Raw genomic sequence first — 25757 nt, 5'->3', positions numbered from 1 at the left:
TAGAACACCAGACAGCAGGATTTTAGGTCATGTCTCCTCGAAACATTAAGCCATCCGAACTCGAAGGACGTTTTGATGAATGCACGAAGTGTTGAAAGAGAGGGGCGGTCGTTAGCGGCGACCAATCCCACAGTGCTCCTTGTCGACGATGACGACCTGACTGTTCGTTCACTGTCGGACCTTGTCTTGGACAAAGGTCTGGGAGTGCTGTCGTGTTCAGGTGCTAGGGACATGCTGGAAAGACTGGAGCGCCACGAGCCGGAGATCGTTATTTTGAACAGTCAGTTGCCGGATGGCGCGGGACTAGAAGTGCAGCAGTACCTCCGCTCCCGTGACCGAGACATGCCGATCATCTTCGTCAGTCAAGACCACGATGTCCAAACCTGTGTGCAGGCCATGAAAGCTGGCGCGATAGACTTCTTGCTGAAACCACTCGACAGGCGCGCACTTAGCAGCGCGATGGAAGCGGCGCTCGCGAAGGCCGGCTCACGCAACGGCCGGGCTGAAGTGCGTCGAAAGGTTCTGAAATGTGCTGACACGCTCACAAAGCGCGAACGCGAGGTGTTCGAACTTGTCACGGCAGGGCTGATGAACAAGCAGATCGCCTTCGAATTGGGCATCAGCGAAATAATGGTGAAGATACATCGCGGTAAGGTAATGCGAAAAATGGAAGCGCGTTCGTTGGCAGATCTGGTTCGAGCGTCGAAGGTGCTGTCCTCTTTGGCGGACTCCTGAAGCCACTGCCTGCGATCGATCGATCCGCCTGAGCAAACCCTGCCCATAGTGGGAATCGCCGCGCCATACTACCTAGACCATCGTTTGATCGTCTATGAAATCATTAGGCACTAATGTCCGGCCGGTGCGCCCAAAGGGGCGGAGCGAGTTCCCATTGCCGCCTTGGTCGGCGGCATGACGAACACGGACATCGGAGTCGCAGATGCCTGTTACTTTCGGATCGTTTCGCATCATTCCCGCGGAACGAATCCTCGAAAAAGATGGCGGACGCATTCAAATCGGAAGCCGTGCATTCGATCTGTTGCTTGCGCTGGCCGAAAACGCCGGCGAAGTCGTCAGCAAACAGCAACTTACTTCTCGCGCGTGGCCGGGGATCAGCGTCGATGAAGTGAGTCTGCGCGTCCACATTTCGGGCCTGAGAAAGCTGCTTGGGAACAGACCCAATGGCACCCCCTACATAACAAACATATCCGGCCGCGGTTACATGCTCGCCGGCCCGACCGACTGTGATGATGCTGTCACTGAGCCCGTCGCTTTAGGCACGGCACAGTCGACGGTCCACTTGCCCCCGCGCCTGACGCGCATGGTTGGGCGTGACCGATGTTTGCGCGCGGTCGCAGATTTGCTTCTGGAGACACGCTTCGTCAGTATCGTGGGAGTCGGGGGAATTGGAAAGACCACGGTCGCAATCGCTGCTGCTCAGGACCTGAGCGCACGTTTCGTCGATGGCGCTTTCTTTGCCGACCTTGCGCCGGTGCAAGATGGAGGCCTTGTGCCTTCAACCATCGCCTCGCTCGTCGGAGTGACACTTCCCGTCAACAATGAAGTCCCAGGGCTCCTAGCGTTTCTTCGGGACAAGCGAGTGCTGCTCGTCCTGGACAATGCGGAGCACCTCATCGCTGATGTGGCTGCCCTAGCGGAAACGATATTCGCCGATTGCGACGGTGTTCATATCCTCACTACCACGCGCGAAGCTTTGCGCGTGGAAGGGGAGCATGTTTATAACCTCGATGGGCTCGAAATACCGCCTGCTCGGGCCGCTCGCGACGGACGCGACATCGCGGAGTACCCATCGATCCAATTGTTCCTGGACCGGGCGTTTGCGAGCGGCGGACGACGGGATCTGGGGCCCGACGAACTGGAGATCGCCGCAGAGATATGCCGTCGCTTGGACGGAGTTGCGCTGGCGATCGAGCTGGCGGCTGGCAGAGCCGCGATGCACGGCGTCGCCGGGCTGAGAGACTTGTTGGATCGGAGATTTGGCCTCCATTGGCAGGGACGACGAACAGCTCTGCCGCGCCATCAAACACTGACCGCGCTCCACGATTGGAGCTACAATTTGCTCAACGCCGATGAAAAGCTGGTCCTTCGCACACTAGGCTGTTTTGCCGGGCCGTTCACGATCGAAGCCGCCCTCGCGGTTGTGGGCGATCAGTTGCCGGTTCATGAAATAATCGACGCGCTAACACAGAAGTCTCTAGTTGCACAGACGTTTGCGCCGGATGGAAGAGTAGCGTGTCGCCTTGCAGAAACCACGAGGGCCTATTGCGCCGCAAAGCTGCGCGCCTCCAGCGAAGAGCGGGCCCAACTCTCAATGTCGCATGCCGCCTACTACACCCAGCTCTTGGAAACACTCATTGCCGAGCGCGACTACTTCCGCGTCTCGGGCCTAAGCACGGTCACGCCGGATTTGCTCGGGAATGTTCGGCAGGCACTTGAGTCATCGTTCGCGTCCGGCAACACAAATGTAGGTGTTCGGCTGGTCGCTAGCTCCACCGCGCTTTTCCTGGAGCGCTCGCTCCTGGTCGAATGTCATACGTGGGCATCGCGTGCCCTCGACGTCATGCCGTCAGAGCTCCGCGGATCACTTAGTGACGCACTGATAAACCAAGCGCTTGCGATTTCCGGCATCATTGTACGGGACGCCTATCCGAAGGTAAAACAGGCGTTCGCCAGAGCTTTGGAGATTGCTCGTGCACACGGGCAAGCCCACTTGGAACTCGACATACTCGCTGGCATGCACATTTTCTACATGAGGGTGGGAGAATGTTATGCCGGAGCGGAGATAACTTCCGTGGCAGAACTAGCCGTAAGCGGGATCAATGAAGGTACATCCAAAGCACTTGTGGATTGGCTGCGGGGAATCTCGCTCAGCTATGCAGGTGATTGCCGCGCAGCCATTCCGTGGTTTGAGCGCAGTCTAGCCGAAGATGCGCCGCGTGGGCTCGATCTGAACCTGGTCGCTTTCACCCAGCGGATACGTGCGCTGGTACAGTACGCCAGATGTGAGCTGATGCAGGGTTCTGCATCGCAAGCAAAAAAGATCGCGGCGCGGGCCGTCACGGATGCGAACATCTATGGTCATCCCATCCCTCGCTGCATCGCCTTGGCTTATGCAGCTTCCGCGTACATTTGGAAAGGTGACTGGTCTGATGCGGCCTGTCTGGCCGATGAACTCGGACTCGTATCCCTACAACATTCATTGACCGCATTTCACGCAGTCAGTGAAGGCTTGAAGGGCGAGCTGGAAATCATCAATGGTGCACCTTTGCTGGGCATCCAGCGTCTTCGGGACGCCTTAGCGGTCATGACGGATCAAAACCATCAGCATATGGTCGTTAGCTTTAGCGCTGCTCTCGCCGAAGGTTTGGCCAAGACGAAGCAATATCCTGAAGCTTCACTCATCCTAACCCGGGCTATAGCTAGGGCGGAAGAGAGCGGCGAAATGTTTCACACGACGGAGATGTTGGGCCTGAAAGCATCAATCGCTCTTGCGGAAAACTGCCGCAACGATGCGCCAATTGCCGAAATAAAGAACGCGATGGCGCGAGCCAGAGAAGTCGGCGCATTGGCGCTGGAACTCCGTATTGCGTTAAGGGCGACAAGGATGCTGAACAACGAATCCGCATGCTCGAAGGAGCTAGTGAGCGAAATCGCAGAAAAACTCACGGGGTTTAGCGTCATCGAGGACACGGATGATCTTCGCGCTGCACGAGCGGTCGTCGCACATTGCGCGCAATGAAATCAATTCAGTTAAGGGATTGCCACTTGGACAGTTGCGAACGCTTGCGATCACGCGGGCCCAAAACCAGATTGCTAGCGGCTGCGGTACTTGGGAACGTCTGTGAGTTTTTCGATTTCACCAGCTACGCGTTTTTCGCAGTTATGATCGGTAGGGCTTTTTTTCCGTCTGAAAGTCCTCATGGCTCCCTATTGCTTTCGCTCGCGGTCTTTGGCGTAGGGTTCATCACGCGCCCGCTCGGAAGCGTGCTGATTGGAAGATACGCCGACCGGGCCGGCCGCCGTCCGGCGCTTTTGCTAACCATTGTCCTGATGGCCGCTGGAACACTGATGATCGCGGTTACGCCGACCTACCAGACGATCGGAGTGGTTGCGCCTTTGGTCATCATCACCGCTCGCCTTCTTCAGGGCGCGGCGCTAGGCGGAGAATTCGGCCCTGCGACGGTGTACCTCTTCGAGGTGGCGACCGAGGGAAAACGCGGGCTCTGGACCAGCTGGCAACCCGCCAGCCAAGGTTTGGCGACAGTGCTCGCGGGAACCCTCGGAGTAATTCTAGCCCGTTCGTTGTCAAACCAGCAATTGATGGATTGGGGCTGGAGAGTACCTTTTTTCCTTGGCTTGGCGATCGTTCCGATAGGTCTCTATTTACGGCACAACCTGCCGGAGACTTTGGTCCGCTCCAAGGGTGAAAATCGTGCGTTGCCTGGCGATGCCGGGAGTTTGCGGCTTGGATTAAAGCTACAAGTCTCGATTTTTGCCCAGATCGGTTTTGGTACGATCGCGATCTACCTCAGTAGCTACTTGGCGACGTTTTCAATGCAGTCGCTCGGCCTTGCACCGACCGTGGCGTTTTATAGTGCGATCGCCGCTGGAGGCTCGGTTTTCGTCGGTTGTCTGTTAGGAGGCTGGGCGTCGGACAAGGTCTCTCCGCATCTAGTGATAGCCATCCCCAGATGGATCATAATTTTCACGGCGATTCCAATGTTTTCAATAGTGGCCGAGAGCCGAGACCTGCGGGCGCTCATGTGCCTGAGCATAGCGCTGCCGTTCTTGGCAATGGTGAGCGGAGGCGCGAGTTTTGCAGCTATGATTGGGGCTTTACCCCGTGACGGTCGGAGCGCCGGGTTAGGAACACCTTACGCGCTGGTAGTTGCGCTCCTTGGCGGTACAGCACAATTCGTCGTCACCACGCTGGTTGTGATGACCGGGGACAACAGCGCACCTGCATATTACTTGATCGCAATTTGCATGCTGAGCCTGGTAACGCTGCCGTGGCTAAAAAGGCGCATCGCCGAGTAGCGATCGCGAATACAAAAAAAGGGCCGTTGTGGAGTGAACAACGGCCCTCAGTTGCCGATCAAGGCATTGGTGCCTTGGGGGAGGGGAACCTTGGCACCGCGATCATCACATCATGAGGAAACGATAATGAGTGATGATGTAAACAAGACTAATGCTTCTGGTGATGATGCGTCAGTATACATGGGTTTAGTTCAAAGCTTTCGAGAGCGGCGGTCGATGCGCTCTGAGTTTCACCGCGCATGACGTACGGTGAACACATGCGCAAGAGTGTTGCCGTCGTGTTCTCGTACCAATTTGGTGTGGTGAGAGAAGCCACCCGGGCAGCGCCGTAGATCCATCAATTCCGCGCACAACGTTTCTCCGGGGTCGATATTCCCTGAAAAGAACACATCCCGCCGAAAAGTTGTGGCGTTAGCCGAAAGCTGTCGTGCGAATTGCCATTCCGCGCGGTCGACGAACGAGACAAAGCTGCTGAAGTAGAGAAAACCCGCACCGTTGAAATCTTGGCTAGGACAGGGATCAAATTTCAAAGTCCAATGGGCGGGCCGATCATCGATCGGAAACCCCATGTGCTTAGCTGCCCGACCGGAACGAATGGCAGCGGCATAACTCGCGAGTTCTGCCGTTGAGGATTTGTCAAAAGCTGGCGGGAATCCGGGCACGCCAAAGCGTGATACGGAATGATTGCCGCCACCAGCAGTACGCCGCACGAATGTGGAGATCATTTCGACAGTACCTACTGCTCGATCAGACAAATGCAGTCGGTGCTGGCTCATCATTTGGGTACGCGATATACGGCGTAGCTTTGTCGTGATCCGGAGGTTTTCGTTTTCGCGCGCATCGCCGAAGTCCGCCTCGCGGACCGATAGCGCGCAGAATGCAGCGTAGACAGGGGCGCCTTGCTCATCCGCAAAACTCGGGCCGCTTTGACCAGCAAGTCTCGCAAGCGTCATCCAATGGCGATGGCCGAGTTCTTTGAGGAGCCAAGATTCAGATAGGCCTCTAAGGCACAACTGAGGCATTCCGAGTAGGTAAGTGTTGGTCTCGCTGGAAAGCCACGGCACGTCATCCTGTGCGTCCTCCCAGAGAGGGACGGCTGACGTGTAATTATCGGCCTGTTCCGTGACCGGCATGACGGAGAGCGTAGAATGGGGCATGAAAACCTACGTTTATGCGGGCGACTTGGCTTTTGTCTGGAGCGTTTCTACCGCCGACCTGTGCCGCAGCCGATAAGCGGTTGGCGTGCGAAGTCCCAGATCGTGTCTCGTTTTCCGTATTCTTCGATGCAGACAGTGCTTCCGTGCGCGATGTCGCCGACCACCGCGCACGCGATGCCGCGTTCTGCAAACAAGGCCGAGATCTTCTCGGTTCTGTCTGGCGTAGCGCTGAAGATGTAGCCGTAGCTAGGGAAGGTCATCAGCCAGCGCTCCAGCGAAACGCCCTCTGGTTTTGGAATTGACCCCAAGTCTATGTTGATCGCTACATTCGAACACTCCGCGAGCATGGCCGCGGTGCCGACAATTCCCGCCTGACTGATATCCTTAGCAGCCTTTGACAACCTTGCCTCCGCGATCGATGGAAGCAATTCCAGGTCGCCGCGGAGACGCTCAGAGGGAGCATCCGTCGCCGCCTCCCAGTTCGAAAACGGTTCGCGATAACGCCCACGCAAGTCGATCGCGGCCATAAGCCGCTCGCCGGGCTTGGCATCGAAACTTGTAAGTAGTGCCTTGGCTCGGCCGAGGATGGCGACGGCTAGCTGGCTCCGGTCTGTCCGGAGATTTGTGTGGCCTCCAACCACCGGCACAGAGAACCTACGCGATGCATCGCGAATACCTTCGAGTACAGGGTTTGCGCCGTCGGGCCCGTCGGACCACAAGGCGTTCACGATTGCCATCGGTCGCCCACCCATGGCAGCGATGTCAGAGATATTGACCATCACGCCACACCAACCCGCGAACCAGGGGTCCCTTGCTACGAACTCGTTGATGAAGCCTTCGATCGCAAAAAGCAGGTACCCATCTCCGTCGGCGATCGCGGCACAATCGTCTCCAACCGCGATTGCCTCCTCTGTCGCAATACCGAGCGAATTGACGACCGTAGCGATATCAGCCTTTGCTGCGATACCTTTGCTTTCACGAAGGATACGAGCGATTTCGTCACCGATGACTGACATTTTCAGGCCGCACCTTTGAATGAAGAGAAGAAGCCAACATTAGGGTCCGCGCAGGGTGGATAGAATGCGAGGTCAGCTTCCATGCGATGATGCGCTACGCCATGCCACTCGAACTCGTTGATTGAGTGCCAGTGCAAGCGTCGAAACAATAGAAGGTTTTGCTTCTGAACGTTTGCTAGGAAACGTGTACATCCGCGGGCGTGGGCAGAAGACACCGCTAGTCTGATCAAACCCTTCCCGATTCCGACGCCTCCGACGCTGCGATAACGCTGCTCAACTGCGAGACGCGACCCCCACCAGGTTCCGCGCTCGGTCCTGTCCTCGTTGATGCGGACCGTGCCGACAACCTCGTTCGGCACGCCGTCACTCAAAGTGACGGCGACAAGCGGGATCGCGTTCTCGTCTAAGTCGTCACGATCGTCTGCCTCAAACAATTGCTGCTCGTCGCAGAAGACGCGACGGCGCAGTGCGAAGGCCGCCAGATTTTCCCAATCGTCGGTCGCCCATTTTATCTGGAGTGACGCGGTATTGGGGACCTGTCTCATAATCCTGAACTCCGTTCGTACACCGACAGGGCGGAACACGCGCCGCATTTTCCGCACCCGGCCTTGATATCGCTCGATTTAAGCCCCCCTTCTCGGAGCATCGCCCCAAGGGGTTGAAGAACCGAATGCATGAAGGCCGGAGGTGGTGCGCGATGACTTTCCAAAGGAGTGCCGGCGATTGGTACAAACGGCACTACGAACGGATAGACCCCAATGGAAATCAGCCGTCGACAGATGTCCAGGATGTCATCCGCGGTGTCGCCCAGCCCGGCGAGAATATAGGTCGAGATCTGACCGTGACCGAACACCGCTAGCGCCGCTTCAAAGGCCGAAAAGTAGCGCTCGACAGACACTTGTGCCTTCCCCGGCATGATGCGCGCGCGCACTTCCGGCGTGACCGCCTCCAGGTGCATGCCGAGGGAATCGACGCCCGCCTCTTTCAGACGCGTGAACCACATATCATCGTCTGGCGGTTCGCACTGCGCCTGAATTGGGAGATTTACGGCCGCCTTCACCGCCCGGGCGCTTTCGGCCAGGATTGCGGCACCACGGTCAGTCCCGGGTGGCGTGCCCGTGGTCATCACCATATGCTTCACGCCATCAAGTTCAACGGCGGCTTTGGCAACTTCGGCCAGTTGAGCAGGTGTCTTCCGTTCGATTGTTCGGCCAGCCGCCAAAGACTGGCCGATTGCGCAGAACTGGCATGTCTTCGTACGGCTCTGGTAGCGGATACATGTCTGAAGCACCGTGGTTGCCAGCACATCGCGACCGTGCAGAGTCGCGATGTGGGAGTAGGGAACGCCTTCGGCCGTTTGACGATCATAGAACTTTGGGCGCAGCTGGAAGGACAGCTTCGCGAGTTCAACACCGTCGCGGCTGAGACGGCTCTTTCCTTCGCTGTCTGGCTTGTCGGCTTGGTACGGACTTTCAAACGCAGGTGCATTGTGCACGGGCACCATCACTGTGACGCCATCGACGGTCACAGGCATATGATCCGACGGGCCGGCCCCGCCGCGCCGGCTAACGCCGGCGCTCTTGGGGTCGGTAAGCCTAATGCCGAACGATTGCAACTCGTTGATTAACTGCTCAGTCGGCATTCTCGACCTCTCCACGAACGGAGTCAGTGGTCTCCCCCGGGACATCGCGAAGCATGGGTCCACGGCCGGAATTGATGCTTTGCATTGGAGTGGTCGCCCGATCATCGATCAGGAGCGACAGCAATTCGGGTCGCGCGTAATGACCGACAGAGTCCATCATGCGCTTCCGCTTGACGATAACGGACATATCGAGGTCCGCGACAAGCAGCCCCTCGCCGGTAGTCAGAGGAGGCACCACGTGATTTCCCTCAGGCGAAACAATGGCAGTCATGCAGCCGCCGCGGAGCCCACGACGCAGGTTCTCTTCCGGCGAAATAGAGGCGATTTGTTCTTCAGTTAGCCAACCCGTTGCGTTGACGACAAAGCAACCGCTCTCGAGGGCGTGATGACGGATCGTGACCTCGATCTGATCGGCGAACAATTGGCCTACGAGGGAACCCGGGAATTGTGCTGCATGGATTTCCTCATGCTGCGCCATCAAAGCGTATCGCGCGAGAGGGTTGTAATGCTCCCAACAGGCCAGCGCGCCGACGCGACCAACGGCGGTATCGACGACCTTCAGCCCAGCGCCATCCCCCTGACCCCAAATCATCCTTTCGTGGAAAGTCGGCGTAAGCTTGCGTCGTTTGAGCAGAATACGTCCGTCTGCGTCGAAGATGAGCTGAGCGTTATAGAGAGAGCCGTGATCGCGCTCATTGATACCAAGTGCGATCACCATGCCGTGCCGTCGCGCGGCCTGCGCGATGGCTTCCGTCACTGGGCCCGGCACAACAACGGCGTCTTCGTAAAGACGCATATGCTCTGCACCGCTCGTCATCGGCGGGCGAATGAAGGAGAAGTAGGGATACCAAGGAAGAAAGGTCTCCGGAAATACAGCGAACTTGACGCCTTTTCCTCCGGCCTCATCGATTGCGGCTAGGACCCTATCGAGGGTTCCGAGCGGCGTTTCCAGATCCGGCGCAATTTGAACCGCTGCCACTCGGACGATGCGTTTTTCAGCCATATATTTTCCTCCCAATAGATTGCGCTTCCATCTCTGCAGCCTCCTTGTTGGCTGAGAACGGATGCCTCGTTAAACTCACAGCGCCCCACCAGGGAACCCGATGAGGGCTCTGGCGGCGTAGGGTATGGCCCGGGGCTATTGACGCACCGAGTTGCTGTCTGCATTGCACAGTTCATCGATGACACCGCCCGAAAAGCCGGTGCCGCACGTGAACCGTTTTGCTCCCGGCACGCCGATTGAGCGCCAGTGAGTGCGTAAGGTCCGCAATCCCGGCGTTTAAGATCGTCGTTTCGGCAAGCGAGCTGATGTTGTTTCGGCAAAGGGAAAGGACACTACCCCTTCAGATTGTGAGCGCCGAAGTTGTCTCGATGCATCCATTCCCCTTTTTCGCGCAGGAAAGCATGCATTCAAGATACCGTCAATATGTTTTTTGAAAGACTCAATCAGCGGATATGACTGCAGTCATTAATCCATTCAATATTGAGGGGTGTACTGTCTAGCGTCGCTTGCACCCGCGCACGCAAAGTATAGCGCTGCGAAATTACGCCAAGCAGGAAGCGCGCCCCTTTCTTCTGTATGAGCCGCGTAAAGGCGGAGGCCACTTTTCTTTGCGGATGACTAGCCGCTGAGGCTGCAGCATTGTACGGTCAATTTACAATCAACGGCTGAAGCGCAATGTGATGCAAGACTGGATCCCTGACCTCTCGACTTCTGGAAAGCCCCGCTATCTCGCGATCGCAGACTGTGTCGCGGCAGACATCAAAACGGGTACGCTCGCTGCTGGCGATCGCCTTCCTCCTCAGCGCAAGCTGGCCGAACGAATGGGCATAGACTTCACGACGGTGGCGCGTGGCTATGCCGAAGCTCAGCGGCGCGGACTCATCGAATCGCGAACGGGCCAGGGTACGTTTGTTGCGCCGGCTTCACGAGGGCACTCAAGCGTGACGCAGGTTTCGGTCTTCCGCGTGGATGATATCGATCTCTCAATGAACCTTCCACCGGAGCCTGACGAGCCTGAACTGATCGCGCGAATGCGAGCCGGATGGGAGGCCGCCGCCTCGGACATGGTGCCGTCTTTACGCTACCGGTCATTCGGCGGTAGCGTTACTGACAAAGAAGCCGCCACATTATGGCTCGGCCGACGTGGGCTATCCCCCGCGTCGGAAGACCTGTACATCACGCCTGGTGCCCATTCGGCGCTCCACGGGATTCTGAGCGCCTTGGCGAAGCCAGGTCAGACCGTCTTGTGTGAGGCATTGACTTTTCCCGGCCTCCGATCGATCGCCGCGCAACTCGGTGTCTGTCTGCAGGGCCTTCCTATGGACGCTGAAGGGATTGATCCAGAAGCCCTCTCCGAGGTCTGCTCGAAATTGTCTCCTCCGGCGCTTTACCTAAATCCGACGCTGCAAAACCCGACGGGCTTGACGATTTCGCGCCGCCGCCGCGAGGAGATAGTCGCCATCGCGCGGCGGTGGGAGGTCGCAATCATTGAGGACGATGCCTATGGCTTCATTCCCATAGAGTCGCCCCCCCCAATTGCTTCGATGGCGCCGGATCTTACTTGGTATGTTGCGTCGCTTTCAAAAAGCCTGGGGGCGGGTCTCCGCGTGGCGTTTGTAATCGCCCCGCAGAGTAGGTCTTCATGGGCCTTCGCGTCCGTGGTGCGTTCAACTTCCGTAATGGCATCGCCAGTGACTGTGGCGCTTGCGAACCGCTGGATCGCGGACGGAACGGCGGATGCGATTCTCGGATTCGTTCGCGAGGAGTCCCGCGAACGACAAAAGATCGCATCTACAATCCTGGCGCCATACTCGGTTAATGCAGATCCGGCCGGTTTCAATATCTGGCTGTCGATGCCAGAAGGCTGGACCCGATCGGCGTTCGCCGCTCATATGCGCTCGTCCGGAATTGGTGTCGTCGCCAGTGACGCATTCATCGTGGCAGGAACGGCTCCCGAGGCGGTCCGGATCTGCCTCGGAGGTCCAGCCTCTCGACCTACCGTTCGCCGTGCCCTCGAGTACGCGGCGCATGCCCTTGAGGGTCTCCCGGCATCGGCATCGTCATTCCTCTAAGAATTTCGGTACGGGAAACTGAAGGTTCGTTGAGCAATACAAGCAAATAGGGATGGGTCGCGGATGTCGTCCGAAAGAAAATCACGGTCTGTCGAGAGTGTCTGGCAAGGGGGCTTCCGTTGCGAGGTCAAATCTGGCGATTTCGTGTTCGCGGTTGATGAGCCGGTAGATGTAGGGGCACCGGAACGGGCCCCATGCCCACGAGCTCCTGCTCGCCTCTGTGGCATCATGCTTGGCTATTCGGATTTTCGTGTGGAGAGCCGGGAGGGCACACGTCCACATTGAGCGAAAGTCCGAACCGCTGCGTCCGGCCTGGCCGTCGCCAACCGGAACAGAAGTCCCGGACGCTGACGCCTGCCAAGGCGGACGACCGCATGCCCACAGAACATGTGCGTCCCGTGGACATCGGAACCCCGAGCGCCGAGCGGCACGTCGGGGTGCGGGCGGCGGTAGCCAATCTTCGCCGCTTTGATTGTCCGATGAACCTCCTGCCATGAACCGAGTTCGGCGGGCACCTTCCCATTCTTCCATAGACGGGAAACGCACCCTTCCTCGAGAGCCGGCAGGACGTCCTTTATTCCAGCCAGACGAGCAATGCCACGTCTGGCTATCTCTGCGGCCGACGCGCAGGCGTCGGGGGCTTCGTATGCGAGGTTCCGATGGTCGAGGAATACCCCGCCCAGACCTCAAGCACGTCGATCCCGGCAAGACGGGCGCGACGCTGCAGCACACGGTCGTCCGAGTCGCGCTGTTGCGTCGGCGGCGCGGGGCTGCCAATGCAAGCCAACCTTCGCCGCTTTGTCGTTGACAGCGTGTCGTATAGTAATTACGTTTCACACTATAGTGGGAAATCGAGTTGCGGAGGTACGAGAGTCCAACTCATGTCAAGCGGCGAATTACCAACCTTTCTGGACCTGCCCCATCGCACGGCGAAACCGCGAAAGAGCGGGATTACCCATGTTCTCGACAAGGGCTGCACGCTTCAAATGACGGAGGGCGTTCTGTCGTCCGCCGCCGATATTATCGATGTATGGAAGTTCGGTTTTGGAACGTCCTATGTGGATCCCTCGGCGCGTGCGAAAATTGCTGCTCTTCAGGCCGCACGGGTGAAATGCTGCACCGGTGGCACATTGCTGGAGGTCGCGTGGCTGCAGCAACGCACTGAGGAATTCTTTCACTTTGCACGAGACATGGGTTTCGACTGTGTGGAAGTTTCGGATGGCGTCACGGACATGCTTCCCTCAGCCAAGCAGGATCTGATTTCGCGTGCCCGTCGCTTTGGGTTTGAAGTGATGTCAGAAGTCGGAAGCAAGGATCCTGACAAGCTAATGCTTCCCACCGAATGGATATCGCAAATCGACGCCGATGTGGCTGCCGGGGCAGAATGGATCGTCGTCGAGGGAAGAGAAAGTGGAACCGTCGGCCTCTATGACGATGACGGGAAAGTCCGCCACCACTTGCTGAGCGTACTAACGCGAAGTCCGCATGCCGATCGGTTGATTTACGAAACGCCACAGCGGGCTCAACAGGCCTTCCTCATACGCCTATTCGGTGCCGAAGTTAGTCTTGGCAACATCTTGATCGACGAGGTTATGAGCCTCGAAACCCTCCGGAGGGGGCTCCGTGCCGACACCATCGCAATCCTCCCAGAAACAATCGCCACCAATGGCGAACTCGGCTTCAATTTTCAAATTTGATCCGTCCGCTGCCAATATCATGCCGACCCGCTACCGGCAGGTGGCGATCAGCACGGATGTTGAAAGCCTGGATACCTCCTGGCTCGAACAGCACTTTGCGGGCCGCGAAGCATATATGCGGACCCGATTTATCGTTGCACGACGCGGGCAAGATACCGCACTGGTGGAGGTCGCCCGTCCGGATAGCTCAGCGTTGTTTTCTGACGTTGAACGGGTTCGTGTCCTAGCTACACCTGACATGTGCCGATACGTAGTCGCTCCAGAGGTCGATACGGCAGTGCCCTCCCAGATGGCGCTAGTGGCCATGGAACAGCCCGAGACGCCCTGCACAATCGTCGAGGGGGCCTACTCGCATGTCAGCTTCCTTTTGAATCCGCAACCGCTTCAGCTTCACGTCTTCGATATCGTGCCTCCATTTCCCTCGAAGTTGCTGGACCAGGTGCAGCGTGTGCTTGCTGTGGCTGAAGACCTCCCTCCCATCGTGCCGGTGCCAACCTTCGTCGACAGTCGAGGGGAGCTTGAACGCGCGTGCGCTTCCTTGCCGTCGGATGTGCTTGTTCCGTGCCGAGGTTCGGGAATCGAGTTCGCCGACACGAAGGTCTCCTATCTGGACGAAAGGCCGCCGGAGGCCGATTGGATATTACTAGGCTGTGAACGCTCGCAGCAAATTCACCGCTGGTTCTACGGCTCTCGAGCTAACGTGGTGGACATCTGCCCGACAAATTTCCTGAGCACGTCGCGTGACGGCTCCCAGACCATTACACGCTGCTGTCTTATTCAGGAGGGCGTGGAGACGCGCCCACAAGGGATTTACGTCCCGTGGGGTGCCTCACTTGCAGAGGTTCGCCAGGGTATCGAAAGGGTGGTGGAGAGCGTTGGCGTACCATGGACGCGCACATGATCAGTTCGAGAATTTTTGGGCACCTCTGGTCGACTCCCGAGAGCCAGGCAATTTTCGGCGAACAAGCTCGCGTCGAACGTTGGCTTGATGTCATCATTGCCCTCGCGGAGGCCCAGGCGGAATGCGGAATCATCCCGCGGGCGGCAGCCGCGGATATCTCCGCGCTTCGCGGCACGGAACTGCCGATCGAAAAGATTGCAGAGCGAACCCGCAGCACCGGTCATTCGACCCTCGGCTTAATTCTGACCTTGCGTGAACTCCTGCCACCGACTGCCGCGGAATATGTCTACTACGGTGCGACCGTACAGGACATCACAGACACTTCCCAGTCATTGGAAGTCCGTTCCGTAGGCTCATTGTTGTGGCGAGATCTACGTCATATCGAGGAGATGCTGCTCGCGCTGGCCAGTGAGCATCGGGAAACTCCGATGGCCGGGCGGACGCATGGCCAGATTGGATCTCCGATCTCCTTTGGCTTCAAAGCTGCTTCGTGGGCGGACGAGATCGGACGCCATATTGAACGCCTTAGCGAGGGGCGCGACCGCTGGCTTGTTGGTCAACTCGCGGGCGCTGTGGGGACGCTCGGCTTCTTCGATGAGTTGGGGCTGGCGTTGAGATCGGCCTTTTTCCAGCGACTATCATTGGGCGAGCCTGCAATTTCCTGGCTCTCGGCCCGCGATCGCATCGTGGAGTTCGCGCATGTCATTGCGACCGCGGCGACGAGCCTCGCGCGGATCGGGAACGAGGTTTACACATTGCAGCGTCAAGAGATCGGCGAGTTACGCGAGCGTGCATCTCCGTCTACCGTCGGCAGCATCACAATGCCGCATAAACGAAATCCTGAACGTAGCGAGCAGATCGTGACTCTCGCGCAGGCCGCCCGCGCGCAGGCGGGTGTCCTTGCTGACGCCATGGTCCACGAACACGAGCGCGACGGGCGAACATGGAAAGTGGAGTGGGCTGCATTTCCGGCACTCGGTCACTATGTGTTGTCGGCGGCCTCGTTGTCCAAGGCCCTGCTGTCCGGTCTTGAAGTGGATGCTGCCGCCATGGCGCGGAATCTCGCGATGGTTTCGGCCTCTGAACATCTGCTCAGCGTGATGGCAACCCGCATAGGAAAGCATCAGGCCCAGGAGTTGTTGCAGCGGGCTTTTCTCGCAGCAAAAGAAAATGGCGTCTCGCTTCACTCCGTGCTTGCGGAGAAAGCGAGCAAAGAAGAGCTCGCTCTGCTTTCCAGCGTAAAACTCGGATCGTCAGCAAAAATGGTTGATACGGTCGTTGAGTGTGCCCGGCGTAGAAGATCATTCGAGCCGGAGACTTGGCAATGATTGGAGCTGCTCGACTCGAGCTTGGGACATTCCCAACGCCATTTACGCCGTGCCCTGTTTTGGGTTCGCAGCTCGGGGTGGCGGACTTGTGGATCAAGCGGGACGACCTCACAGGCTTCTCGTGGAGCGGGAACAAGGTCCGTACCATAGAATATCTCCTTGGAGATGCCATCGTCCAGGCTGCGGATACGGTTATAGTATCTGGCGGACCCACCTCCAATTTTGCCGCGCTTATGGCTGTCGCCTGCGCGAAGCATGATATCCAGATGCACCAGGTGAGCTACGGTACGCCGCCGGAAACAGATCCGACAGCTTTGGCCGTTGGACGAGCCGCCGGTGCCACACTCCACTTTACTGGTTCGCTGGAGCGCGCCAGCATGGAGGAAGTCGCAGAAAAGCACGCCCAAGCGCTTAGAGGGGCGCGGCGTAGGCCGTACCTTGTGCCTCGCGGGGGAGCTACGACTGTAGGTGCCCTTGGCTACGCGCACGCGGCCGGGGAATTTCTCTGCCAACTCGATCAGGTCGGTTGCGACGCCGTTACGATCGTAATTCCAGTCGGTTCGGGAGGTAGCATCGCGGGGTTGTTGGCTGGATTGACTTATCAGTTCGCGCCAATTCATCTCACTCGCGCGATCGATGTCGAGGTAGTCGGCGTTAGCGTATCACGGTCGCCAGAGAATCTCCGAGATTCAATAGCTGCGAAAGCCGAGGCGTGCGGCGCAGGGCTGCCTAAACTGCGGTCCGTATCATGCCGCTGGAGTTTAACTGATGGCCGGGGAGTGGGGTTCGCCTGCCACGACGAGCACGAGGCAACCCAGATGGATGCTCTGATGCTGCGCACCGGACTTCTTGTAGACCCGACCTATAACGGCAAAGCCATGCTTTGGCTCCGGCGGTCGCCCGTAAAGCCGGATGGTCCGGTTGTTTACTGGCACACAGGCGGAGCCTTGGGCGTAGCCGATCAACTGCGAAAAGCTGCGGCCAAACAACGGCGTCTGCAGCCTTGAAAAGGAAGTGACTTTGACATTGCACCGTTCCGACCTTCACCGTCGCCACGAGGGCCCTTCGGCCGACAGTCCGGCGCGGGAATTGATCGATGCCGGCTTTGGTTGGGAAATCGCCGACGCCGATATCCTTCACCATGGCTTGAACTTGGCCGACGTGGGTCATGTTCTCGATCTCCATTATCGCAAGATTATATCCGACGATGTCGCTGGCCAGCTGCTTGGTGTGCTCGCCGATATGCATTGGACCGACCCGGCCGACTTTCCCTACGATCCGGAGTTCGGAGAAGCATACAATTCGAGAGAGCGGTATTTCGCCGCGCGGATCGGCGACGCTGCTGGCTGGCTTCATGCCGGGCGGCCGCGCCGGGAGGCTGCAAGAGTCGCGTTTCGCATAGTTTTGAGGCGGTTGATCGCCGAATTGCTTGCATCGGCGGCGGGTTTCGCCAGCAAAACATGTAATATGGCCGTTAAACACCGCGAAACGTTCATGGCCGACCAGACCTATCTTCAACAAGCTCAACCTTCAACACTAGGTCACTACCTCCTCGGTTTCGTCCCGTCGGCGTTGCGTGATGCCGAGCGACTGAAAGTAGCTCTCGCCCAGGTGAACCAGAGTCCAGGCGGCGCCGGTTGCGTTAACGGGAGCCGTCTCCTACAGGATCGCAATTACATTTCTGACTTGTTAGGTTTCGAAGGAGTCATAGAGCACACACGCGACGCGATGTGGCAGGTCGATACGTTCGTTGATGCGCTATCGACAGGCGTGAGCCTGATCTCCAATCAGTCCAAACTCGCTGAAGACCTCGAGATTTGGTCGAGCCAGGAGTTCAACTACGTTGACCTCGCGGGCCCGTTTACGCGATCATCGGTACTTATGCCGCAGAAACGGAATCCCTATGCCTTGACCATCCTACGCGGTGGCAATGGGGTTCTCGTGGGTAGACTGACTGGACTTTTGGCGGTCGTGAAAACTCCGTCGGCGCGGAGCGACAATCTGATATTCGCGTACGGAGAAGTCCCCCGTGCTTTGAGCTATGCTCGAAAGCTCAGCGATCTTGCCGCTGGCGTCGTAGAAACGCTCGCGGTCAACGAAGGCCGCTTGTGGACGATGCTGGAAAGCGGATTCAGCCAGGCGACCGACCTAGCGGAACACATTATGCTGGAATGCGGTATCGATTATCGGACCGCCTACAGGATCGTCGGCGACGTGGTGAAAACTGCGAGTAAGAATGGCCAACGAGGTGTCGACATAGATCCTGCCGCGATTTCAACGTCCGCCCAGAGAGTAGCGGGATTGAACCTTTCACTTGACGCGAACAAACTTGCTGACGCGCTTAATCCCAGGAACATTGTGGCGAGCCGCTCGTCCGCAGGGGGGGCCGCACCCTCCGTCGTGACCGCGATGGCCGAACGTTACGGCGAAGAAGCCACAATTTTGGCCTCTCATGCCGCTCGTGAATTGGCGCGCTTCGATGACGCCGAACACAAACTGTGGGAGAGAGCGGAAGGGGTACGCGCGGCTAAGCGACGTTAAAAACATCCTAGCGTGTGGGACGCCATCCAGGAGCGTGGTCGAACTCTGCCACGTTCCTTAATCGCTGTCGCGGAACGCTACCCAAATGAGTTCGGCGGCAGTGTCGGTCCGATTTTCCCAATGGTGGGGCAGTGTGCCGCTAAACTGCAGAGTATCGCCGGCCGCCAATATGTATTCCCGGCCGTTCACGCGGAATAGAACTTCGCCGACCGTGACGTATACCAGTTCTTCGCCCGTGTGTTTTAGAACTTTTTCTCCACTCGTGGCTCCCGGCGCCATGCGGGCGACCGCCGCTGCTGTGCGAAACTGCTTATATGAGCCGGTGATAGCCGACAGGCTGAGCCCCTTATGAGGTGTGTATACGGGGCGCCCCTTCTCCGCGGCAGTGTAATGGACTGGTTCGGGTGCGCCCTCGTCCTCCTCGACGAAGTACCCAACGGACACGCCAAACGCCGTTGCAAGCTTGAGCAACGTCGTGATCGTGGGCGCCATGCCGCTACGCTCAATTTTATGGATGGCTCCCGCAGAGACATCGCTGATCTCTGCCAGTTGCTGTAGAGACATCCCTCTCGCCCGCCGGAGGTTTGCAACTTTCTCGCCGACCAAGCTGACGATCGCCTCTACACGCTGCGGAGCGCCCCTGCCGGTTGAAGCAACCATGTCTGGTTTCAGCTCCGGTGCCTTCTTCGTCTGCTTAGCCAACCCTTACTCCCCTGCGTGACGTCGATTGTCCATTCAAGAACACTTCGAATGGTGGCTCTTTGCGAACTGATTTACGTGAAAAGGACACGCAAAGAAAGACGAGCGAAAAATTGGAACGGCTGCAGAGCATTAGACGCGAGAACTGCATGAAATTCTTTCGACCGCGTGGCTAAGTTAAGAACTAGCCGAGTCTGACAACGCCTCAATGCGCTTGCGCATCTCCAGCTTACAAGCAAGAAATTCTTCTTGTGAGTGAAATTCCTTCCACTCGTCAACTTCGGGCAGGTCCTCTATCTCGCCTGTTGTGGCATCGACTTTCACGATAGTAACGACGTAAATCGGTGTCCCGTTCAGCCCGTCGGGCTGAGTCATCGAAACAACCGCCCATCCACTAACAAGGTGCATTTCGGTGCTTCGATATGGCGAATTAAGGCCCGAAGTTGGATCGCCAGCCTCATCAAGTATGACCCACGTGCACTGAGTTTTTCGTGCTTGCAGGACTCGTTGGCGTACCAAGCGGCCGGCTTCGAGACGATTGATCTCGCGGGCGCGGATGGAAAAAGCAGCGCCAAGCACTTTCTCCTCACGGTAGGAGGGGTCCTGATTTGCCGTGGGCATACCGACTCCGTCGCGGAGTGCTTCGGGCCATGCAGCCGCAAGTCCTTCAAGCGATTCTATCTTCCCCAAGTTAGCCGCGAAGCCACGAACCGTCGTCAAAAGGTGTTCGTAGCGAGCAGCATCCGAAAGCGCTCCTTCGTAGAGTTGGCGTTCCAGTTCCGCCCACCGGGCGCACAATGGGACCAGGGGCTTTTGCCGTTCGACAGCCGAGTTTTTAATTCCATCTGTCGATGTTTGCATTTGCGCGCTTTCCATTGATTGACAAGCGGATCATTTGCCGCATAAGAAATTTACAATCACTATACGACACGGCATTTCGGCGGGTCAAGGGATGTGCGGGGGCAAGCTACGGCCTGGTTCATTCGATCTGGCGGCGACGGCCCACAGATGAATCTCGGCCGAACTCGGGAATGCCGCTGCAGGTATCAGTGATCGAAGCAGATCACAGCTTAGGGTGAGCCGATGCACGTGAACTTGATTGTCATTTCTGGGGGAGCGTGTTGGGAAAGGTCTCCCTGCAGGTCCTTTGCGACAGAAGTTCGGTATTTTCAGCGCACAAGCCACGCTGACGCACCAGTAACGCTGCGCACAGGTCAGGATCTGGGATGATCCGCCGCCACGTCCTTCGTAGTGATGTATACAAGGATAGCGTCCGCCTCCTTGAGGCAGCCCGAGCGATGCGGGAACATGAGGGGGTTTCTTGGGCCACCGCGATCATGGCGACGGCGGCCAACACGGCGTCATTAACCACCCGCGGGTTTCTCATTGAAGTCTCTCGTTCGACTGCAAACGACCTCATCCTCGCGGTTTGCGCGCATAGCGAGGCGGCCGCGGACGAAGCTTTGGAAAAGGCCACAGCTCTCCTGTTCAGCGCAAGCGACCAACAGGACTGCGTAAATTCCGAGCTGCCGACCGATATTCTTTCAGCGCGAGCAGCGCGCCCCACAGCCAACCTTGCGGTGATCTCTGTGCCCGGGGAGTACGCGACGCTTGAGGCCGAGAAGGCCTTGAGCGCAGGCCTTCATGTATTCCTGTTTAGCGACAACGTTCCTGTCGCCGATGAGATCGCATTAAAGCGCCGTGCGGCAGAAGTGGGGCGCCTTATGATGGGACCAGGAGCGGGTACCGCGCTGCTTGCGGGAGCCGGCCTCGGATTTGCCAATCGCCTATCACAAGGGCCTGTCGGGATTGTCGCGGCATCCGGTACGGGCGCTCAAGAGGTGGCGACCCTCCTTGATCGGTGCGGCGTCGGCATCTCTCACATCATCGGCGTTGGGGGACGAGATATGTCCACCGAAGTTGGTGGGCTGGGAACAGAGGCTGCTCTTCGCGCTCTTGACGCCGATGATGGCACTCGGGCGATTCTGCTTGTGTCGAAACCTGGTGCCAGGGAAGTCGCCCAGCGGCTTTTGCAGATACCGGGAAAGCCGATGGTAGCCGCCTTGATAGGCTCGGAGCGCCCAGTAGCGCCGCACAGGCAGGGTGTCACCATATGTGATACCTTGGAAGCGGGCGCGGTGGAAATGTTGCGCATCCTGGGTAAAGCGCGCCCGGATGCTGAAGCGTCGTTTCTTGACGCCCTTGTCGCGGCAGTCGCGAAACTCACGGCAACCCGAACCCGGCTTGTCGGGCTCTTCAGCGGCGGTACTCTGTGCTACGAGGCCATGATCGTAGCCTCCCGGCTCCTCGGTCCCATCCATTCGAATATCCCAATCGATACGCGCTGGTCCTTGAAAGAAGCAGGTCTCGGCTCACATGTCTGCATCGATCTCGGCGAAGAGGAATATACGAAGGGGAGTCCTCATCCGGTGATAGATGCAGCAGCTCGGTTGGATCTTCTTGAGCGTCAGGCCAGCGATCCTACTGTCGCAGTAATATTGCTTGATGTCATACTGGGCGATGGCGCGCACCCCGATCCCGCGGGGGTGCTAGCGCCTGCCGCCGATCGGGTAGTGCGCTCCGGCGCTGCAATTGTCGTCCATCTGGTTGGGACTGCGAGGGATCCCCAGGATCTCCTGACGCAACGCCAGCGCTTTCAAGATGTCGGCTGCATCGTCGCGGTAAGCGCCGCGCACGCAGCGCTTGCCGGAGCGGCCATCGTGCTGCGGGACCCGACGGTTGTCCTACCTCAAATGCGTCTACCTTCCGACATCGTTTCGCAGCAGACCGGCGCCACATTACTTCCCTCCCTCTAACTCGGTTGAATACCATGATGTCAAATCCTTCCTTATCCGGCCGTTCGCCTCGTATCGCGCTCACGACCTACTCCACCAAACCCCGGGGTGGGGTGGTTCATACGCTGGAGTTGGCGGAGGCACTGCAATCCGCAGGCATGGCGGTGACGGTGATAGCTATGGGTGAACCAGGGGCGCTGTTCAGAGAAGTCAGCGTTCCCGTGAGGATGATTGCTCCGCCGGGTCAGTTCGAGACATTGGAAGAGCGGGTATTCAATTGGATCGACGCGATGACCTCCGGTCTGCATGAAATGCGAGATGAATTTGACATCGTTCACAGCCAAGATTGCATTTCGGCTCGTGCCGCGGCCCGAGTCAGGGACGCGGGAGCGCCCTTTAAACTCGTACGGACCGTCCACCATGTGGACGATTTTACCACCCAAGCGCTGATAGATTGTCAGCGAAACGCGATTTTGGAACCGGATCGTGCACTCGTAGTTAGCAAGTCTTGGCAGGACCGCCTGCTCGACGAGTACGGCGTTACGGCGTCGATCGTCTACAACGGGGTCAAGCCCGAGCGCTTCAGGACGACGCTGACAGCTGAGCGCCGTGCCGAGTTGCGCCGCAGCATTGGCTCGGAAAACCGCTTTCTGTATCTCACTATCGGCGGTATCGAGCCACGCAAAGGCAGCGAATATCTGATGAAGGCCATGGCCAAACTCAAAGCCGAAAGACCGAAGCCGCCCCTCCTTGCGGTAATCGGCGGGCACTCCTTCCAAGATTATCGCGATTATCGTGATCGGGTTTTGGGGTCGCTCCCCGAGATGGGACTGGAGTTGGGTAAGGATGTCGTCCTTCTAAACACTGTTTCGCAAACGGAATTGGTTGACTGGCTTGCGGCTGCCGACGGCTTTGTCTTTCCATCAACGAAGGAAGGCTGGGGCTTGGTGATTATGGAGGCTGCCGCGGCCGGCTTGCCGGTCGTAGCGTCGGACATCGACGTCTTTCGCGAGTTCCTGGTTGCCGACCAGCACGCCATTCTGACATCGACCGGAAACGTAGACTCGCTTGCCTCGGGAATGGCTCGCCTGCTGGATGAACCGGAGACCGCGATCCGTCTTGCGCAGAACGGACACCACCTGGTGGCCGATTTCAGCTGGAAGGCTACTGCCGACGAGCATATCCGTATCTACAACGAAGTTATCCGCGTGTAATTCGCCACACCGCGACGACGGGGAATTGTGGGTTCGCTCCTCTGCTGGATGCCCACTCTTCCCCGCCCGCGAAATGGCGATGCCGTAATTCGCACGGCGCTGCGGCGCGGTGCGAAAGCTCATTCCCATCCCATTAGTGCCGCACCGCCGCCGGTCGCAGCCCTTCTTGGCTTGCGCTGCAAATAAGCGGAATGCGTCCAGGATTCACTCGACTTCGGAGCCACGCCTACTTCCCGCGATGGTCGCAGAAACACAGCTTCACACGCCTTGACGGGATGAAGAAAGCCATCTACTTTCCGATAAATTCATTTCCTATACGATATGCAACAGGGAGGGTGACGGTGTGAAAATTGTTGTCATTGGAGGAGGCGCAGCTGGCTTAGGAGCAGCCGGTGCCGCGCAGGGCGTGGATCCCTTGGCGAAAATCGTCAGCTATACGAAATTCGAAGATGTCGCTTACAGCCCCTGCGGAATTCCATTCGTTCACGGAAAGGAAATCGAGTCCTTCGACCGACTGTTCCTTGCGACAAAGCAGCAATACGCGGACCAAGGCATCGATATCCACTACACAACTACGGTGGACAGTGTTGACGTAAAGCGCCGTATCCTCAAGGTGGCGGGCGAAGGTGAGGTCAAATACGATCGCCTGATTTTTGCGACTGGCTGGAACTATGAGGATCCCGGTCTACCTGGCGGCGACCTCCGCGGCATCTACCGCGTTAAGAATATTCGCGAGGCCGCCGAGTGGGACAAGTATATCGACGGCGTCAAATCCGCTGTCGTCGTGGAGTGCGGACCAATAGCCGTAGAGATGGTGTCCGCCCTCACGCATCGCGGCATTAAGGTGACCGTCGTCGATCCGGCGCCGTGGCCAATGGCGAACGTTGTCGACCCTGACATTATCGAGCCCGTTCGGAAATCGTGGGAGGATAGCGGCGTCACGACGATGTGGGGCGACCGCGTAACCTCGTTCGGCGGCAACGGAACGCTTACGCATGTCGAAACTACCGCGGGTAGGATCGAGGCGCAGCTCGCCATTATCGGCACGAGGAAGGTGCCGAACACTTCTCTCGCTAAGGCTGCAGGTTTGGCGCTTGGCGCTACCGGCGGCATCGCGGTCGACGCGCGCATGCGCACCTCGGTTCCGGACGTTTTCGCCGCCGGAGACTGCATCGAGATACCACACGGCGTGACGCAGGTTCCACTGCAGGGCCTTTCGGGAAGTCATGCGTACGCACAGGGCAAGACCGCAGGCATCAATGCGGCCGGAGGTCATCGCGAGTATCACCCCGTGTACGTACCATGGGCGATGCTCGCGGGAGACTGGATGATTGGAGGCATTTCCTTTGGTGAAACGACTGCGACAGCCCTCGGGGTAAAGTTCGTGAGCGGCACGTCAAAGGGTATCACACGAGCGCGCTACTACCCCGGCGTAAGACCAATCACAGTCAAGCTACTCGCTGACCCGACCTCTCGTTGCCTCATTGGGGCGCAAATCGTCGGAGGAGAGGGTGTGAAAGAGCGTGCAGATTTCCTCGGCGTGGCTATCCGCTCGGGGATCTCGATCGATGATCTCGCCTCGATGGAGAACGTGTATTCGCCTGCGATCGGCGCCTTGAACGAACCTATTGCGATGGCTGCCCAGGCAGTTCAGCAGAATTTCCGGAGGTACTGACATGTCCTTCGTGCAATGGCTCCGTTCCAACTCGGAACGTTATCTCCTCGCCGCTGCGCAGGAGAGAGTGGCAAAAAAACAGGGTATGAAGCTGCGCGTAAAGCCGCGAGGCCTCAAAGATTATTTTTGGCGCTATGTTTTCGTGCCGATTTACTTCGTCATGCCCGACGGTCTCCGGCGTGCCGTTTTCCGCGCTCTGCCCGGAAGCCATCGTCGCGTTTGGCCGAAACAGGCCGACCGCCCACGTCGAGCCCACGACTTCCCTATTTCCAACTCGTAATCCCAGCCTTCCGAGCGTGATGCGATCATTGCGCTGGATGCAAGACATATAACGGAGGAGAAGTAATGCCAAAAACAGTAACGATTCCCGCGCCTCAGGCCGGTGACATCCTTTTCAACACGGAAGAGAAGGTGTTCCCGGATCACAAGGCGAATCCGGGAGACAAGGCATACATTTTTATGCACACCGTGCCGTTCGAAGGGTCTGTTGGCCTCGTGAACATGCTGACTGCAACTCGACTGCAGCGAAAGGGCTTTGATCTGTCCTTCGTTCTCTATGGTCCTGGCGTTCTCATGGCGTCTGCGGCGCGCGGTTACCCGGCGGTCGGCGCAGAGGGGTTCCCAGGGAATCTCGCGTACAATCGACAGCTCAAAACGCTCATGGACGAGGGTGCTAAGATTTACTCGTGCCGTTTCGCCATGGGGGCGCTCTACGGCATGCGTGAGGATGACCTTATTCCGGGAGTCATTCCAGTGAATCCGCTCGATATCCTGGATCTGACGATCCAAGCATGGCGGGATCGTGCGCTCGTCATGACGACTTGGACAATATAAGAATTGGACTGAACCTGCCCTTTCGGAGAAATGCAGCAATTCTTGATAGGTTGCTGCATTTCTGTTTGGCGGGAATATTCAGACGATGCTCGTGATGAAGTCTCGTGTGTCGCTCCCTCGGGGTAGCT

Annotated in this window: 21 protein-coding genes; 14 read left to right on the top strand and 7 right to left on the bottom strand. The window is 58.0% G+C overall.

All coding sequences use genetic code 11. From position 1 onward, the window contains the following. Window positions 1-75 precede the first annotated feature (75 nt). The 3 genes from IB265_RS15035 (at window position 76) to IB265_RS15025 (ending at window position 5055) form a co-directional block, all read left to right on the top strand. Window positions 76-735 (top strand): response regulator transcription factor, encoded by a 660-nt coding sequence (locus IB265_RS15035; RefSeq protein WP_192371123.1) that lies wholly within the window; start codon window positions 76-78, stop codon window positions 733-735. A 202-nt stretch (window positions 736-937) separates the two neighbouring features. Then, complete coding sequence (locus tag IB265_RS15030; protein ID WP_192371124.1) at window positions 938-3757, top strand: winged helix-turn-helix domain-containing protein; 2820 nt, start codon at window positions 938-940, stop codon at window positions 3755-3757. 26 nt (window positions 3758-3783) lie between these two features. After that, a complete protein-coding gene (locus IB265_RS15025) occupies window positions 3784-5055 on the top strand; it encodes an MFS transporter (protein WP_192371125.1) in 1272 nt (423 codons plus the stop codon). Between the two features lie 230 nt (window positions 5056-5285). On the opposite strand, the gene IB265_RS15020 is transcribed toward IB265_RS15025, so the two are convergent. The 5 genes from IB265_RS15020 to IB265_RS15000 form a co-directional block, all read right to left on the bottom strand. Then, on the bottom strand, window positions 5286-6188 hold the full coding sequence (locus IB265_RS15020; RefSeq protein WP_192371294.1) for a Pnap_2097 family protein: 903 nt from the start codon (window positions 6186-6188) through the stop codon (window positions 5286-5288). A gap of 71 nt (window positions 6189-6259) precedes the next feature. Further along, window positions 6260-7228 (bottom strand): sll0787 family AIR synthase-like protein, encoded by a 969-nt coding sequence (locus tag IB265_RS15015; RefSeq protein ID WP_192371126.1) that lies wholly within the window; start codon window positions 7226-7228, stop codon window positions 6260-6262. A 2-nt stretch (window positions 7229-7230) separates the two neighbouring features. Beyond that, window positions 7231-7773, bottom strand: coding sequence for an MSMEG_0567/Sll0786 family nitrogen starvation N-acetyltransferase (locus IB265_RS15010; RefSeq protein ID WP_192371127.1), 543 nt, complete (start codon window positions 7771-7773; stop codon window positions 7231-7233). Continuing rightward, window positions 7770-8870 carry an MSMEG_0568 family radical SAM protein gene (locus tag IB265_RS15005; protein ID WP_192371128.1) on the bottom strand — a complete coding sequence of 367 codons (1101 nt, stop codon included), beginning with the start codon at window positions 8868-8870 and terminating at the stop codon, window positions 7770-7772. The genes IB265_RS15010 and IB265_RS15005 overlap by 4 nt, the downstream gene beginning before the upstream one ends. Next, a complete protein-coding gene (locus tag IB265_RS15000; RefSeq protein WP_192371129.1) occupies window positions 8860-9873 on the bottom strand; it encodes a Nit6803 family nitrilase in 1014 nt (337 codons plus the stop codon). Before IB265_RS15000 ends, IB265_RS15005 begins: the two co-directional genes overlap by 11 nt. A 680-nt stretch (window positions 9874-10553) precedes the next feature. On the opposite strand from IB265_RS15000, the gene IB265_RS14995 reads away from it, so the two are divergent. From IB265_RS14995 to IB265_RS14970, 6 genes are all read left to right on the top strand, one after another. Continuing rightward, window positions 10554-11945 (top strand): PLP-dependent aminotransferase family protein, encoded by a 1392-nt coding sequence (locus IB265_RS14995; protein WP_192371130.1) that lies wholly within the window; start codon window positions 10554-10556, stop codon window positions 11943-11945. A gap of 881 nt (window positions 11946-12826) precedes the next feature. Beyond that, window positions 12827-13642, top strand: coding sequence for a phosphosulfolactate synthase (locus IB265_RS14990; protein WP_192371131.1), 816 nt, complete (start codon window positions 12827-12829; stop codon window positions 13640-13642). Further along, a complete protein-coding gene (locus tag IB265_RS14985) occupies window positions 13611-14543 on the top strand; it encodes a hypothetical protein (RefSeq protein ID WP_192494869.1) in 933 nt (310 codons plus the stop codon). Before IB265_RS14990 ends, IB265_RS14985 begins: the two co-directional genes overlap by 32 nt. Beyond that, window positions 14540-15871 (top strand): adenylosuccinate lyase family protein, encoded by a 1332-nt coding sequence (locus tag IB265_RS14980; protein WP_210334501.1) that lies wholly within the window; start codon window positions 14540-14542, stop codon window positions 15869-15871. Before IB265_RS14985 ends, IB265_RS14980 begins: the two co-directional genes overlap by 4 nt. Further along, the gene (locus tag IB265_RS37770) at window positions 15868-16878 is read left to right on the top strand and encodes a pyridoxal-phosphate dependent enzyme (RefSeq protein WP_192371134.1); all 1011 of its coding nucleotides are present in this window, start codon (window positions 15868-15870) and stop codon (window positions 16876-16878) included. The genes IB265_RS14980 and IB265_RS37770 overlap by 4 nt, the downstream gene beginning before the upstream one ends. A gap of 82 nt (window positions 16879-16960) precedes the next feature. Then, a complete protein-coding gene (locus tag IB265_RS14970; protein WP_210334500.1) occupies window positions 16961-18412 on the top strand; it encodes an argininosuccinate lyase in 1452 nt (483 codons plus the stop codon). A gap of 57 nt (window positions 18413-18469) precedes the next feature. Here the strand turns inward: IB265_RS14970 and IB265_RS14965 are convergent, their stop codons facing one another. Together IB265_RS14965 and IB265_RS14960 are read right to left on the bottom strand one after the other, a co-directional pair. After that, entirely contained in the window at window positions 18470-19114 is a 645-nt protein-coding gene (locus IB265_RS14965; protein WP_192371135.1) for a cupin domain-containing protein, read from the bottom strand. A 174-nt stretch (window positions 19115-19288) separates the two neighbouring features. Further along, window positions 19289-19972, bottom strand: a complete 684-nt coding sequence (locus IB265_RS14960; protein ID WP_192371136.1) for a hypothetical protein — start codon at window positions 19970-19972, stop codon at window positions 19289-19291. 365 nt (window positions 19973-20337) lie between these two features. On the opposite strand from IB265_RS14960, the gene IB265_RS14955 reads away from it, so the two are divergent. The 5 genes from IB265_RS14955 to IB265_RS14935 all read left to right on the top strand — a co-directional run bounded on the left by IB265_RS14955 (window position 20338) and on the right by IB265_RS14935 (window position 25629). Further along, complete coding sequence (locus tag IB265_RS14955) at window positions 20338-21927, top strand: protein FdrA (protein WP_192371137.1); 1590 nt, start codon at window positions 20338-20340, stop codon at window positions 21925-21927. A 17-nt stretch (window positions 21928-21944) separates the two neighbouring features. Continuing rightward, complete coding sequence (locus IB265_RS14950) at window positions 21945-23120, top strand: MSMEG_0565 family glycosyltransferase (protein ID WP_192494868.1); 1176 nt, start codon at window positions 21945-21947, stop codon at window positions 23118-23120. Between the two features lie 343 nt (window positions 23121-23463). Further along, window positions 23464-24795, top strand: coding sequence for an FAD-dependent oxidoreductase (locus tag IB265_RS37575; protein ID WP_192371139.1), 1332 nt, complete (start codon window positions 23464-23466; stop codon window positions 24793-24795). A gap of 1 nt (window position 24796) precedes the next feature. Next, window positions 24797-25075 carry a hypothetical protein gene (locus IB265_RS14940; protein WP_192371140.1) on the top strand — a complete coding sequence of 93 codons (279 nt, stop codon included), beginning with the start codon at window positions 24797-24799 and terminating at the stop codon, window positions 25073-25075. 65 nt (window positions 25076-25140) lie between these two features. Beyond that, window positions 25141-25629, top strand: a complete 489-nt coding sequence (locus tag IB265_RS14935) for an MSMEG_0572/Sll0783 family nitrogen starvation response protein (protein ID WP_192371141.1) — start codon at window positions 25141-25143, stop codon at window positions 25627-25629. The last annotated feature ends 128 nt before the right edge of the window (window positions 25630-25757 follow it).

Source organism: Ensifer sp. ENS10 (genome assembly GCF_014852025.1).
GTDB lineage: Bacteria > Pseudomonadota > Alphaproteobacteria > Rhizobiales > Rhizobiaceae > Ensifer.
This window is presented reverse-complemented; position numbering and strand designations above follow the sequence as displayed.

Excerpts from the sequence above, each read along its gene's own strand:
- IB265_RS15035 (WP_192371123.1), top strand. The coding sequence starts at position 76 with ATGAATGCACGAAGTGTTGAAAGAGAGGGGCGGTCGTTAGCGGCGACC.
- IB265_RS15030 (WP_192371124.1), top strand. The coding sequence starts at position 938 with ATGCCTGTTACTTTCGGATCGTTTCGCATCATTCCCGCGGAACGAATC.
- IB265_RS15020 (WP_192371294.1), bottom strand. The coding sequence starts at position 6,188 with ATGCCGGTCACGGAACAGGCCGATAATTACACGTCAGCCGTCCCTCTC.
- IB265_RS15015 (WP_192371126.1), bottom strand. The coding sequence starts at position 7,228 with ATGTCAGTCATCGGTGACGAAATCGCTCGTATCCTTCGTGAAAGCAAA.
- IB265_RS15010 (WP_192371127.1), bottom strand. The coding sequence starts at position 7,773 with ATGAGACAGGTCCCCAATACCGCGTCACTCCAGATAAAATGGGCGACC.
- IB265_RS15005 (WP_192371128.1), bottom strand. The coding sequence starts at position 8,870 with ATGCCGACTGAGCAGTTAATCAACGAGTTGCAATCGTTCGGCATTAGG.
- IB265_RS15000 (WP_192371129.1), bottom strand. The coding sequence starts at position 9,873 with ATGGCTGAAAAACGCATCGTCCGAGTGGCAGCGGTTCAAATTGCGCCG.
- IB265_RS14995 (WP_192371130.1), top strand. The coding sequence starts at position 10,554 with ATGCAAGACTGGATCCCTGACCTCTCGACTTCTGGAAAGCCCCGCTAT.
- IB265_RS14990 (WP_192371131.1), top strand. The coding sequence starts at position 12,827 with ATGTCAAGCGGCGAATTACCAACCTTTCTGGACCTGCCCCATCGCACG.
- IB265_RS14985 (WP_192494869.1), top strand. The coding sequence starts at position 13,611 with ATGGCGAACTCGGCTTCAATTTTCAAATTTGATCCGTCCGCTGCCAAT.
- IB265_RS14980 (WP_210334501.1), top strand. The coding sequence starts at position 14,540 with ATGATCAGTTCGAGAATTTTTGGGCACCTCTGGTCGACTCCCGAGAGC.
- IB265_RS37770 (WP_192371134.1), top strand. The coding sequence starts at position 15,868 with ATGATTGGAGCTGCTCGACTCGAGCTTGGGACATTCCCAACGCCATTT.
- IB265_RS14960 (WP_192371136.1), bottom strand. The coding sequence starts at position 19,972 with ATGCAAACATCGACAGATGGAATTAAAAACTCGGCTGTCGAACGGCAA.
- IB265_RS14955 (WP_192371137.1), top strand. The coding sequence starts at position 20,338 with ATGATCCGCCGCCACGTCCTTCGTAGTGATGTATACAAGGATAGCGTC.
- IB265_RS14950 (WP_192494868.1), top strand. The coding sequence starts at position 21,945 with ATGTCAAATCCTTCCTTATCCGGCCGTTCGCCTCGTATCGCGCTCACG.
- IB265_RS14940 (WP_192371140.1), top strand. The coding sequence starts at position 24,797 with ATGTCCTTCGTGCAATGGCTCCGTTCCAACTCGGAACGTTATCTCCTC.
- IB265_RS14935 (WP_192371141.1), top strand. The coding sequence starts at position 25,141 with ATGCCAAAAACAGTAACGATTCCCGCGCCTCAGGCCGGTGACATCCTT.